Consider the following 12,697-nt stretch of genomic DNA (forward strand, 5'->3'; position numbering starts at 1 on the left):
CTCAGTGTGCAGCAGCGGCAACGATTCTGACTTCATTGCCGTCGGCGTCATAGAGCTTGCCGTTCAGGAAATAGTCTCCGTCATGCAGCTCCGAGATGTTGTGATGGCGGATGATGCGTTCTGTGCCTTCCGCGAAGACTGACATCTGGTTGCTGTTGCCGAGTTTGATTTCATTGAACATCAGGTTGAGTGCAATGGCCATCAGCGCTGCCGAACTGATACCGGAATGGAAGATGGTCTCAAACCAGGTCGGAAAGTGGTGATAGAACTGGGGCGCGGCGATCGGGATCATGCCGAAGCCGATCGAGGTTGCCACGATGATGAGATTGATATTGTTCTCATAGTCCACTTTGGCGAGCGTGCGGATGCCGCTTGCAGCCACTGTGCCGAACAGGACGATACCCGCTCCGCCCAGAATGGCCGGAGGAACACAGGCAATCACCCGACCCATCACCGGCAGGAGGCCGAGCGTGATAAGGATCAGCCCGCCGGTCGCCACCACGTAGCGGCTTTTCACACCCGTCACCGCAACAAGTCCGACATTCTGCGCGAAAGCGCTCTGCGTGAACGATCCGACAATTGGCGACAGGATGCTTGAAAGCATATCCGCGCGCAGGCCATTGGCGAGACGTCGAGAATCCACTTTGGTGCCGAGGATTTCACCGACAGCCAGAATATCGGCGGAAGTCTCGACGAGCGTGACCATGATCACGATGAACATCGAGAGCGTTGCCGCAAGGCTGAACACCGGCATGCCGAAATGGAAGACCTCCGGCAGTGCCACCATCGAACCTTCGCCTACCCGCGAAAAATCGGTCATGCCGAGCGCCCACGCAATAAAGGTTCCGATGACCATGGCGAGCAGGATCGAAAGCCGGGAAATCGTGGCATTGCCCATCTTGCTGAGAATGAGGACGATAACCAGGGTAAGGCCTGCAAGACCGATATTGGCCATGCTGCCGAATTCGGGGCTATTGCTGTCTCCGCCCATCGCCCACCGCGCCGCGACGGGCATCAGTGTCAGGCCGATGGTGGTGATGACGATGCCGGTGACAAGCGGTGGAAAGAAGCGCGTGATACGCGAGAATATCGGTGTGATGACAAGGCCGATCACGGCTGCTGCAATGACGGCACCCAGCACGACCTGCAAGCCTGCTTCACCCGTTTGGCTTGACGTGACGATGGCCACCATGGTGGCGACGCCCGAAAAAGAGACGCCCTGAACCAGAGGAAGCTGACAGCCGAAAAAGGGTATGCCAATGGTTTGCAGGACCGTCGCGACGCCGCCGGCAAAAAGCGATGCGGTGATCAGCAGGCCGATTTCGGTTGGGCTGAGACCTGCCGCCTGGCCGATAATCAGCGGAACTGCTACGATGCCACCATACATGGTCAGCACGTGCTGAAAGCCATATGCCAGATTGGCAGCTACAGATAGTTTTTCATCTTCGGGACGCGAAAGCGTATCCGCCCCGGACTGGTGCGTATTCAATGATACTCCCTCCCAGCAGGCGTGAACGCATCGCCAGCCTGCTCTCTCCGTTCTTCCTGCGCTGGATCGCCATGGCGCGATGTCTTTCGACACCGAGCCGACGATGAAATGCGCGATGTCTCCTCCAAAGACATGTCGCAGGAGTATAACCGCAGCCGTCCGGATGACTGTGTCTCTTTTGCTTGAAATTGTTTTCGATGCGGGGATGCTAATGTTGAGGGAGTTTCTCAGCTGTCTATTTTGGCGCGGGCTTCTCTCATTGCATCGCGCAACACCGCAAAAATGTAGGGTTCCAGCGATTGCGCAACATTGAAGCGGAGAAAGCCGCTTGCTGTGCGTGATGGGCTGAAGACGTCGCCTGGTGCCAGAAGCACACCCTTCTCCAGAGCATGCCGGGCAATCTGGCCGGAGTCCAGCCCATCCGGCAATTCCGCCCAAAGGAACATGCCGCCTTGCGGCTCGGTCCACAGCGTGAGGCCTTCCGCTTTCAGGCGATTGGCGGTCAGCGTCATGGCATCGGCCAGTTTGGCGCGTAAGCTGTCGATATGACGGCGATAGGTACCGTCGGTCAGAAGCGCATGAACGATCTGCGGTGACAACGCATTGCCGCCGAAGCTGGTGGCGAGTTTCAGGTCGGTGAGTCCGTCGATCCAGTCGCGACGCCCGGCAATATAGCCGACGCGGGCGGCAGCGGACAGCGTCTTGGAGAAGCTGCCAATATGCAGAACGCGCTCGAACCCGTCGAGTTCGGCAAGAAGCGGCGCGGGCGAAGGATGGAAGTCGCCGAAGATATTGTCCTCAACCAGCGTGACGCCATGCGCTTCGGCAAGCTTCAGCAGGCGGTGAGCGGTGGCTGGCGTCATCGAGCCGCCGGTCGGGTTATGCAGTCCGGCATTGGATATATAGAGCTTCGGCGCGTGTTCGCTGGCCGCTCTTGCAAAGGCTTCGAGGTCCGGGCCAGTATGGGTATAGGGCACGCCGACGAGTTTTACACGATGCGTCAGAAGCACCGCCTGAAAATTGAAATAGCACGGATCATCGACCAGAACGGTATCGCCTGGCTGCAGAAGATAACGGCAGATGATATCTATGGCCTGGGTGCCGGAATCGGCCAGAAGTAATTCTCCGCTAGAGACGTCGATACCCTGTTCGCCGAGCCGGTGAGCAAGATGCTGGCGTAGCGGTCGGAAACCGAGCGGTTCGCCATAGGTGGCTAGATTGCTTGTCTCGTCGCGGGCAACCATGCGCATCGCCCGGCGGATCGCGTCCTGCGGAAGCCACGCGTCGGGCAGCCAGCCGCATCCGGGTTTGAGTGTGGCGTCGTCTGCCTCTAGTGATTGTCGCATGACCCAGAAAGGATCGATCTGGCGCTCCTTGTGCGGTATGTTGGTGGCGAGTGAAAACGGCTGACGTGCGCGCTCCGAGACATAGAAGCCTGCTCCGCGCCGCGACTGGATGATGCCCTCCGCCACCAGCCTGTCATAGGCTTCAACGACGGTGGATTTCGAGACGTTCATCGTTTCGGCAAGGCGTCGGATAGAGGGCAGTCGTGCACCCGGCGCGAGGCTCATCGCGGTGATGCGTCCGCGAATAATACCCATCACTTTTTCAACGAGCGGGGTCCTGTCGGCGGTGGCGTTTTCATCGCCGCGCTCGATCTCGCCGCTTGCGTAAGCGGCTTCTACAGCTTCAAGGCTGCGCAGCAGGCCCGTCGAAATCATCTGTACCATTCCTTGTACCAGTACAGTTTGTCAGAATTGTCCGGAAACTGTCTCTGATTATTCGGGCGGTTTCGCGGCATTGTCTTCCAAACCCATATACGATTTTAAAGAAAGCCGAAAAGACACAATGCGTGAGAATGTTGGGAATAAGACCGCGGGATGGATTAACGGGTTCTTGGGCGTATTGATTTTTTCCGGGTCGCTACCGGCAACGCGGCTGGCGGTGATCGATATCGATCCGACCTTCCTGACAATGGCGCGCGCTTCGATTGCCGGTGTGCTGGGACTGGCGCTGTTGCTGGCGTTTCGGGAACCTTTTCCCCGTCGTAACGATGCGATCTCACTGATTGTGGTGGCGCTCGGCGTGGTGGTCGGCTTTCCGCTTCTGACAGGGCTTGCCCTCCAGCACATGACGTCTGCCCATGCGATTGTCTTTATAGGACTGCTTCCGCTCGCCACGGCAATCTTCGCTGTCCTGCGCGGTGGAGAGCATCCGCGCCCAATGTTCTGGCTGTTTTCAGTGGTTGGAAGCTTTATCGTCGCTTCCTATGCCTACGGACAGGGAAGCCAATCCACGCTTCTGGGTGACGTGCTGATGCTCGCTGCCGTTATCGTCTGCGGTCTGGGCTATGCCGAAGGCGCGCAACTTTCGCGCAGGCTCGGCGGCTGGCAGGTTATCTGCTGGGCGCTGGTGTTTTCGCTGCCGGTCATGCTGCCACTGAGTCTCATGACGCGCCCGGAGACATGGACAGGCATCGGTACGCCAGCCTGGATAAGCCTTGGCTATGTCTCACTGTTTTCGATGCTGATCGGCTTTTTCTTCTGGTATCGCGGTCTTGCGCAGGGTGGAGCGGCCACGGTGGGCCAGTTGCAGCTTCTCCAGCCCTTTTTTGGCCTTATGCTGGCAGCCGGTATTGCGGGGGAACCAGTCAGCATGGGGATGGTTGCGACGGCAGTGGTGGTCGTCATCTGCGTGGCGGGTGCGAAGAAATTTGCTTAAATAAATGCCCATACGGTCGTGCGCTTCACTTCCGCGTCTTCAAGGGCGCGGGTGACGGGCACGGTATAGACGGCAAGCTGCTGCAGCCGGTCCTTGGGCAGATAGGCGCGCCCCGGATCGCCGACGATGATGCTCGCGCCGCGTTCGGCAAGCTTCATGAACCATGGAATAAGCCGGTCGGCGAGCGTCTTTTCATAAAAGACATCACCTGCCAGAATTATGTCCCAGCCATCGTCCTTGTCGATGAAGTCGTTTAGAGAGGGGAAAACCGACACGCCATTGGCCGATGCATTGATCTCGATGGCCGGAAGCGCGAAGGGATCGATGTCCGAAGCCAGCACGCTTGTTGCACCTGCCTGCATGGCGGCAATGGCGACGAGGCCGGAACCCGATGCGAAATCGAGCACTGTCTTGTCCTGCACCGTTTCAGGATGATCCAGAATATAGCGCGCCACGCCCTGACCGCCCGCCCAGGCGAAAGCCCAGAAGGGCGGCGGCAGGCCGATCGTGGCAAGCTCTTCCTCTGTCTTGTGCCAGAGGTCGTGCGCTTCATCGGCCAGATGAAGACGAATTTCCGGCACATGCGGCGGCGCTTGCAGACTGGTATTGGCCAGAATGAAATCGCGCGCGCTTTTATGTGCCGGATTAAGCATCAAATATCTTTGACATCGAGTCCGCCCATACGGCAGACTTCGATCCATTCGTCTTCCATGACCGGCTGTACCGAAAGCCGCATCGAGGTGACGAGTGCCATCTTCTCCAGCTTCGGATTGGCCTTCACATCTTTCAGCGTTACTGGCTTCGGCATGTCGCGGACGGCCCTGATGTCAACGCAGTCCCAGCGCGGATCGTCCGTGGTACTGTCAGGATGTGAAAGGGCGCAGACCTCGACGATGCCGACGACTTCCAGCCCTTCATTGGAATGATAAAAGAAGCCTTTGTCGCCCAGTTTCATGGCGCGCATGTTGTTGCGCGCCAGATAATTGCGCACACCGTCCCATTGCTCGCCTTTTTCGCCACGGGCTTTCTGCATTTCCCACGACCATTTGAACGGTTCGGATTTGAACAGCCAGTAAGCCATCAGTCATGAGCCTCAAGCGTTGGCGGGATTGTTGATCGCCCAGTTCCACGGACGCACGGTCACGCTCTCGAACAGGCCTGCCGATGCATAAGGATCATTGGCAGCGATCTTTTCCGCTGCGGCCTTGTCGGCAGCTTCCACAACGACCAGACTGCCGTTCGGCTTGCCATCTTCACCGAGGAAAGGGCCTGCAAACTTCAGCCCGTCACCAAGACCCTTGAGATAGTCGAGATGTGCAGGGCGCGTATCGAGGCGCACTTGCAGATGGTCCTGCTTGTCGTTGCACAGAAGAGCAAAAAGCATTGTCAATTATCCTTTCCGTTCGAGCATGATCTTGTCCGAAAACCGGTTCCCACTTTTCGGGATCACGCTCTAGTCCTCGGTCTTGAGTGGTCGGTTGAGCAGAGCCGTCACGGCTTCGTCAATGGTGATGGTGCCGTCAAGCAGCGCACCCGTCGCATCGATGATGGGTGCGGAGATGGCGTGTTGGCGACATAATTCGGCGGCAATCGGCGCGGTCGCCACACCTTCGGCCAGCGGGCGATTGGTCAGATCCTCACCGCGTCCGAGTGCCAGCCCGTAGGAGTAATTGCGCGACTGCGACGAAGAGCAGGTCAGCATCAGATCGCCGAGGCCGGAAAGACCCATGATGGTTTCGGGTCTCGCTCCCATGGCCTGTCCGATGCGGCGCAGCTCAGCAAACCCGCGCGTGACGAGAGCAGCCTGAGCGCTTGCGCCGAAACCGCGCCCGACGGCAGCACCGGCGGCGATGGCGAGAACATTTTTCAGGGCACCGCCGATTTCGACCCCTTTAAGATCGGTTGTCGAATAGCAGCGGAAAGCTGGACCAGACAGAAGTGCTGCGAGCTGATCGGCGGTTACAGCGTCCTCGCAGGCAATAGTCACGGCCGTTGGAAGCCCTCGGGCAACATCTGTTGCAAAGCTTGGACCGGATAATGCAGCGATCCGGTGGTTCGGCAGAACCTCGGCCACAACTTCCGACATCAATCGTCCGGTGCTGCGTTCGATCCCTTTCGCGCAGAGTACGACAGGTGCGGTTTGCGGAATAAGGTTGCTCAGTTGCGAAAGCCCGGCGCGCATCGCCTGTGCGGGAATGACGGCCAGAACGGCATCCGCACGCTCGACTACGGCGACCGCGTCTGTGCTTGCATTAATGGCGGCGGGAAGCTCGATTTCGCCTAGATAGTGCGGATTGCGGTGTGTCCGGTTGATGGCTTCGACCATCGCCTCGTCACGGGCATACAGACATGTATCGTGGCCGCTGCTGCATGCCATGGCCGCAAGGGCTGTGCCCCAGGCGCCGCCACCCAGAATGGCGATCTTGCTAGTTTTTCCGCTCATATCCCGACCGCTCATGCCTTGGCCCCACGTCGTCCGGTGCCGATCAGCGGAGCCGACTTTTCGTCAAGCGGCCAGCGCGAACGCGGTGCAAGATCAAGCCTATCGGGGGCGTCGGTCGCCGCACGTTCGGCACCGGCCCAGGCAATCATCGCAGCATTGTCGGTGCACAGATCGAGCGGTGGGGCGATAAAACTGAAACCGTGCCGGGCGCAAAGCGTTTCGAGCGCGGCGCGCAAGGTTTTGTTGGCCGCGACCCCACCGGCAACGACAAGCGCCGGTGTTTCGCAATCGGGAAATTCGTTTCTGAAACGTTCAAGCGAACGGCCCACCCGGTCGGAGAGCGTGTCAGCGACTGCAGCTTGGAAAGAGGCGCAAATATCGGCCACGTCCTGATCCGACAATGGCACCAATTCGGTTGCCGTCTGGCGCACTGCCGTCTTGAGACCGGAAAAGGAAAAATCGAGTCGTGCTTCGCCTTTCAACGGCCGAGGCAGGGCGAATCGCTTCGGATCGCCCGTGAGCGCCATGCGTTCGACTGCCGGGCCGCCTGGATAAGGCAGGCCCAGCAGCTTTGCCGTCTTGTCGAAGGCTTCACCAAGCGCATCGTCGATTGTTGTGCCAAGGCGTTCATAATCGCCAATGCCGCGTACCAGCACCATCTGAGTATGACCGCCGGAAACGAGCAGCAGCAGATAGGGAAATGGCAGGCCGTCGGTCAGACGCGCCGTCAACGCATGGCCTTCCAGATGGTTGACGGCGTAAAACGGTTTCTGTGCAGCCATGGCCAGCGCCTTGGCAGTCATGAGCCCGACGATCAGCCCGCCGATCAGCCCCGGCCCCGCCGTGGCTGCCACCGCATCGACCTCGGCAAGTTTCATGTCGGCGTCGTCCAGCGCGCGTGCAATCAGCCGGTCCAGCGCTTCGACATGGGCGCGTGCGGCAATCTCGGGCACGACGCCACCATAGGGCTCGTGCTCGGCGATCTGGCTCAGAACCACATTGGACAGAATCCATCCTCGGCCCCGATCGTCACGTTCGACGATTGCGGCGGCTGTTTCGTCGCAACTTGTTTCTATTCCAAGAATGCGCATTTGCGGTTAGACCCTGCCTGTCTCATAATTCGTTGAAAATCCGGTACCATGGACGGCGCAATATGCAAACAGCATCCTTGAAGAATGGCACGTTGAAGATAGGCACGCGGGGCAGCAAGCTTGCTCTCGCCCAGGCTTACGAGACGCGTCGCCGCCTGATGGAGGCGCATGGTCTGCCGGAAGAAGCCATCGAAATCATTCCGATGTCGACGGCGGGCGACCGTATTCAGGATCGCGCACTTTCCGAGATTGGCGGCAAGGGGCTTTTTACCGAAGAGATCGAGCAGGCGCTGACGGACGGACGAATCGATCTCGCCGTCCATTCCACCAAGGATATGCCGACTGTTCTGCCCGATGGTCTTCATCTTTCCATTTTCCTTGAGCGCGAAGATCCGCGTGATGCCTTTATCGGTCGTACGGCTTCACGCCTTCTCGATCTGCCGCAGGGCGCGACGGTCGGTTCGTCATCATTGCGCCGTCAGGCTTTGATCCGCCGCCTTCGTCCAGACATTCAAGTGGTGATTTTCCGCGGCAATGTCGATACCCGCCTGCGCAAGCTGGAAGCCGGAGAAGTCGACGGGACGTTTCTCGCCTGTGCAGGATTGCGGCGTCTGGGGCTTGGCGATGTCATTACCGACCTGGCCGATCCGGAAAGCTTTCCGCCTGCGCCGGGACAGGGCGCCATCGGGATCGAAACGCGTATCGGCGATACACGCATCGATGCGCTGCTCGCGCCCCTTGCGCATCGCGAAACAGGGATCGCCCTGGCCTGTGAACGGGCATTTCTGGCCGCGCTTGACGGCTCCTGCCGCACGCCGATTGCCGGTCTTGCGACCGTGAACGGCGATACGGTTTCGTTCCACGGCATGATTCTGAAGCCGGACGGGTCCGAAGCGCACGAGATAAGGACGGGAGGTCCGGCATCGAATGCTGCCGCACTCGGTATGGAAGCGGCAGAGCATCTGCGCGCGAAGGCCGGTCCCCAATTCTTCGAGGGCTGGGAGTAGATTTGGCGGGGCGCGTACAAATCGCATCTCTTGGCCGTGTTCTGGTGACGCGGCCGCAACCGACTGGCTCGCAGACCGCCGCAAAACTGGCGTCGAGGGGCTATGAGCCGGTTCTGCTTCCGCTGAGCCGGACCGTTGCTCTTTCTTTTGCCCTGCCCGAAGGCCCGTTTACGGCTTTGACGGTAACAAGCGCCAATGCCTTTCACCACATCGACACGGAACAGTTGAAGCGGTTTCTTGGCTTACCGCTCTTTGCCGTGGGGCAGGGAACAGCGCAGGCAGCGCGGAAGGCCGGGTTCAGCCGGGTGATCGACGGCGGCGGTGACGCGGTTCGTCTTGCGGCGACGATGCGGCGCGATCTTCCCCAACAATCCCGTGTTCTTTATCTCGCCGGACGCGTGCGCCAGCCTGTGTTCGAAGACGAGATGCAGGCCGCTAGGCTCGGTATGCATGTCGCCAATGTCTATGACACGGAGATGATTCCTTATTCGGCGCGAGCGCTTCTGGATGTGCTTCATGGCGCGCCTTTTGTCGCGGTCATGCTTTATTCCGGCGTTGCTGCGACGAGCTTCGTTGAAGCGATGCGTGAAATCACACCGCCTTTTGACGAGAAAACGCGGTTTTTGTGCATTTCTGCCCGTGTGGCCGACCGGTTGCCGCCGCTCTGGCGGGCAAATGCCCTTGTTGCAGACCACCCGGATGAAGGCGGACTTTTCCGGCTGTTTGCCAAACTTTGACTCATTTCGGCGCAACCTTCCTTCATCTGGCGATTTTATCTGTTAGAGTCTGAGGCAACCAATCGGTGTTTACGAGAGGATCCATGGCGAAACCCGGCACTCCGCGACATTCCAAACCGGCCCGTAATCCTGTGACGATCAATCTCGATCCATCAGACGTAAAGCGGGTTGATGAACCGGCGAAGGCGACGCCAGACGCAGAGCCGGTGGGAAGTTTCTCAAAATCTGAAAACCCAAAGCCGGAAACCCAGAAGCCTGCATCACCCAAACCGCAAGCGACGACTGCCGAAAAGACCGTGAGGACGGAAAAGCCGGAAAGTTCGACCTATGCCAAACCGCCCTTTACCTCGGGCGTGAAGCCGGAAATTCATCAGCCTGCGCAAAAGAGCGGGGCGGGGGTGTCGCATCTTCTGGCCGGTATTGCTGGTGGTGTTATCGGCCTTGGTGGTTTGCTGGCGCTGCAATGGGGCAATGTTATCCCCTCTCCAGGTGCAAGAGTAACAGCGGAACAACTCGCGCATATGGAGCAGCAGATTGCCGATCTGCGGAGCAATCCAACGCCTGCGCCGCTTGACGATGCGAGCCGCGCGCAGCTTGCAGCTCTGGAAAAGAACGTACAGGCCGCCGAGATCAAGTCAGAGGCGGTCGCAGGTTCCTTCGCCGATCTTCAGCAGCAATTTGCGGCCTTGCCGAAAAAGGCGGGACAGGAAGCGGCGGCTGATACCTCTGCTCTGACCGCGCGGCTTGACGCGCTGGAAAGCAAGCTTTCAGCGGCGCAGAACCGGGCGGATGAGGCGACAGCCGGAGTTTTGGGAAACAGCGGCACGATTTCATCCCTCGAATCGAAACTGACCTTCTTGCAGGAAAAGGTCACCCAGGCTTCGCGCCAGCCCGATGCGACGGCGCTTATAGCGGCAAATGCGCTGAAAACCGCAATCGATCGCGGCGGTTCGTTCAAGGCGGAGTTGGACACATATGCGTCGGTGGTGCCCGACGAGGCATCCATCGAACAGCTCCGTGCTCACGCCGACAAAGGCGTCCCGACCGTTACCGACCTGAATGCGTGGTTCGGTGCCGTTGCGAACAGGATCGTCGCCACGGAGAACAAACTGCCTGCCGATGCCGGAATTTGGGATCAGCTTGTCGCCAGCGCCAGAGGATTGGTAAGCGTGCGCCCGGTTGCGGGCAATGTCAGTGGCACCGGCGTCGGGCCGATCACGGCCCGTATGGAAGCTGCCCTCCAATCCGGCGATCTGGAGCGTGCGCTTAGCGAATGGGAGCAGTTGTCTGCTGATGCCAAGGCCACCTCACAGGAATTTGCCGATCAGGTGCGGGCGCGACGGGATGCTGATGCGCTTGTGCAGCGCCTTGTTGCGGATGGCCTGAAACCGAAGGTTTCGGCGGGTGAAACCGGCGGGGCTCCGGCCTCTTCCGGTCAATAGGAGGCAGGCCAATGCTGCGTGTCCTGTTCTATCTCGCCATTGTTGCTGCGCTTGGTTTCGGCTTTGCCTGGCTTGCGGACCGTCCGGGCGAACTTGATGTCACTTTCGCGGGCAACCACTACAATGTGCCTCTGATAACCGCTGTTGCGGGGATCGTTGCCATTGTCGCGGCCATTCTCATCCTGTGGTGGCTCATCAAGAGCATTATACAGTCACCTTATACACTGCGCAGGCATTTTCGCGCGCGCAAGCGCGATCGTGGCTATCAGTCGCTTTCGACCGGTTTAATTGCAGCCGGTGCAGGCGATGCGGAAGCGGCGCGCCGCATGACGAAGCAGGCAGGGAAATTGCTGAGTTCCGATCAGGAGCCGCTGATAAAGCTTCTCGAAGCGCAGACCGCGATGCTGGAAGGCCGCACGGAAGATGCCCGCAAGGGCTTCGAGGCGATGGTGGAGGATCCCGAGACAAGGCTGCTCGGCTTGCGTGGGCTTTACATCGAAGCCCAGCGTGTTGGTGCTCGCGATGCCGCCCGCCATTACGCTGCCGAAGCCACCAGCCAAGCACCGCAGCTTGAATGGGCCTCCTCGGCCATGATGGGCCAGCTTTGTGCCGAGGGCGATTGGGATGGAGCGCTGAAGCTTGTCGATGCGCGCAAGCAGGCTCTCGCCCACAGCAAGGATGTGGTGAAGAAGGAACGCGCTGCATTGTTGACTGCCAAGGCGATGGCAGTCGTCGATGTCGATCATGCCCAGGCAAAGGCGCTGGCGCTGGAGGCAAACAAGCTCGCGCCTGATCTGGTGCCCGCCGCCGTGGTTGCTGCGCGTGCCCTTTTCGCTGATGGCGACGTGCGGAAAGGCTCGAAAATTCTTGAAGCGGCCTGGAAGCGGTTTCCGCATCCGGACATTGCATCAACCTATGTCTATGCACGATCCGGCGATACGGCACAGGATCGACTGAAGCGTGCAAAGCATCTCGTATCGCTGCGATCCAATAATGCCGAAGGCAGTCTTGCACAGGCGCGCGCTGCCTATGAGGCGGGCGATTATCGCCTTGCTCGCGACAATGCCGAGCAGGTTCTACGCGCTTCGCCGCGCGAAAGCGCCTATCTGCTGCTTGCCGATATTGAAGAAGCCGAAACCGGCGATCAGGGCAAGGTTCGTGAATGGCTGGCGCGTGCGGTCAAGGCGCCGCGCGATCCTGCATGGACTGCCGATGGCTATGTTTCCGAACAATGGTCACCTGTATCGCCGGTCACGGGACGCCTCAACAGTTTCGAGTGGAAAGTTCCCGTCGTGGCGCTCGCTCCTGCGATTGAAGCGGAAAAGCCCGAAATCAAGGGCCCGGTCGAGGCGAAGCCGGTCAATCAGATTGTTCTGGCAGAGCTGCGGGACAAGGCCGAAATGGCGGATGTTTCCGCGGGAGCCGAGAGCAAGCCGGTTGTTCGCGATATCGAGGAGGCCGAGGTCATTATTCCCGCTGCTGAGCCCATGAAGGTGTCGCCAGCAACTCCGGTAAAGAAGGCGGAAGAAGTGAAACCGCCAGTCGCCGATGTTATCGTGACTGACGACGATGCGAACGAGGAACCCCGTCGCGCGCATCTCGTGGTGGACGATCCGGGTGTCGACGAAAGCAAATCTTCGCAGAAGGTGCAGAGTGGATTGAAGCTTTTCTGATCAGGCTTTCCGCGAATCGTTGCCGAAAAACAACGCAGCGCATCTCTCGGGCGGTAAACGGCGGTGTAAGACAGTTTACCGCCTTGCGTGGCGC

Annotated in this window: 12 protein-coding genes; 5 read left to right on the top strand and 7 right to left on the bottom strand. The window is 59.3% G+C overall.

Annotated features, from left to right (window positions below; translation table 11 throughout):
• Window position 1: 1 nt before the first annotated feature.
• Window positions 2–1,489: a nucleobase:cation symporter-2 family protein gene (locus tag HWX93_RS04075; protein ID WP_176036578.1), complete on the bottom strand. Its 1,488-nt coding sequence runs from the start codon at window positions 1,487–1,489 to the stop codon at window positions 2–4.
• Between the two features lie 227 nt (window positions 1,490–1,716).
• Window positions 1,717–3,210 carry a PLP-dependent aminotransferase family protein gene (locus HWX93_RS04080; RefSeq protein ID WP_176036631.1) on the bottom strand — a complete coding sequence of 498 codons (1,494 nt, stop codon included), beginning with the start codon at window positions 3,208–3,210 and terminating at the stop codon, window positions 1,717–1,719.
• Between the two features lie 127 nt (window positions 3,211–3,337).
• Between HWX93_RS04080 and HWX93_RS04085 the strand changes: the two genes are divergently transcribed.
• Window positions 3,338–4,210, top strand: a complete 873-nt coding sequence (locus tag HWX93_RS04085) for a DMT family transporter (protein WP_109988592.1) — start codon at window positions 3,338–3,340, stop codon at window positions 4,208–4,210.
• On the opposite strand, the gene HWX93_RS04090 is transcribed toward HWX93_RS04085, so the two are convergent.
• The 5 genes from HWX93_RS04090 to tsaD all read right to left on the bottom strand — a co-directional run bounded on the left by HWX93_RS04090 (window position 4,207) and on the right by tsaD (window position 7,744).
• The gene (locus HWX93_RS04090; RefSeq protein WP_176036579.1) at window positions 4,207–4,863 is read right to left on the bottom strand and encodes a class I SAM-dependent methyltransferase; all 657 of its coding nucleotides are present in this window, start codon (window positions 4,861–4,863) and stop codon (window positions 4,207–4,209) included. The genes HWX93_RS04085 and HWX93_RS04090 overlap by 4 nt on opposite strands.
• A complete protein-coding gene (locus HWX93_RS04095; RefSeq protein WP_176036580.1) occupies window positions 4,863–5,291 on the bottom strand; it encodes an EVE domain-containing protein in 429 nt (142 codons plus the stop codon). Before HWX93_RS04095 ends, HWX93_RS04090 begins: the two co-directional genes overlap by 1 nt.
• Window positions 5,292–5,303: 12 nt before the next feature.
• Entirely contained in the window at window positions 5,304–5,594 is a 291-nt protein-coding gene (locus tag HWX93_RS04100; protein WP_176036581.1) for a YciI-like protein, read from the bottom strand.
• A 69-nt stretch (window positions 5,595–5,663) separates the two neighbouring features.
• Entirely contained in the window at window positions 5,664–6,653 is a 990-nt protein-coding gene (locus tag HWX93_RS04105; protein WP_176036582.1) for an NAD(P)H-dependent glycerol-3-phosphate dehydrogenase, read from the bottom strand.
• A gap of 11 nt (window positions 6,654–6,664) precedes the next feature.
• The gene (gene tsaD, locus HWX93_RS04110) at window positions 6,665–7,744 is read right to left on the bottom strand and encodes a tRNA (adenosine(37)-N6)-threonylcarbamoyltransferase complex transferase subunit TsaD (RefSeq protein WP_176036583.1); all 1,080 of its coding nucleotides are present in this window, start codon (window positions 7,742–7,744) and stop codon (window positions 6,665–6,667) included.
• A 62-nt stretch (window positions 7,745–7,806) separates the two neighbouring features.
• On the opposite strand from tsaD, the gene hemC reads away from it, so the two are divergent.
• The 4 genes from hemC to HWX93_RS04130 all read left to right on the top strand — a co-directional run bounded on the left by hemC (window position 7,807) and on the right by HWX93_RS04130 (window position 12,603).
• Window positions 7,807–8,751 (top strand): hydroxymethylbilane synthase, encoded by a 945-nt coding sequence (gene hemC / locus HWX93_RS04115; RefSeq protein WP_176036584.1) that lies wholly within the window; start codon window positions 7,807–7,809, stop codon window positions 8,749–8,751.
• Window positions 8,752–8,753: 2 nt separating this feature from the next.
• A complete protein-coding gene (locus tag HWX93_RS04120) occupies window positions 8,754–9,488 on the top strand; it encodes a uroporphyrinogen-III synthase (protein WP_176036585.1) in 735 nt (244 codons plus the stop codon).
• A gap of 83 nt (window positions 9,489–9,571) precedes the next feature.
• Window positions 9,572–10,930 (top strand): COG4223 family protein, encoded by a 1,359-nt coding sequence (locus HWX93_RS04125; RefSeq protein ID WP_176036586.1) that lies wholly within the window; start codon window positions 9,572–9,574, stop codon window positions 10,928–10,930.
• Window positions 10,931–10,941: 11 nt separating this feature from the next.
• The gene (locus HWX93_RS04130) at window positions 10,942–12,603 is read left to right on the top strand and encodes a heme biosynthesis protein HemY (protein ID WP_176036587.1); all 1,662 of its coding nucleotides are present in this window, start codon (window positions 10,942–10,944) and stop codon (window positions 12,601–12,603) included.
• Window positions 12,604–12,697: the final 94 nt, after the last annotated feature.

The organism is Brucella tritici, assembly GCF_902825325.1.
Taxonomy (GTDB): Bacteria; Pseudomonadota; Alphaproteobacteria; order Rhizobiales; family Rhizobiaceae; genus Brucella.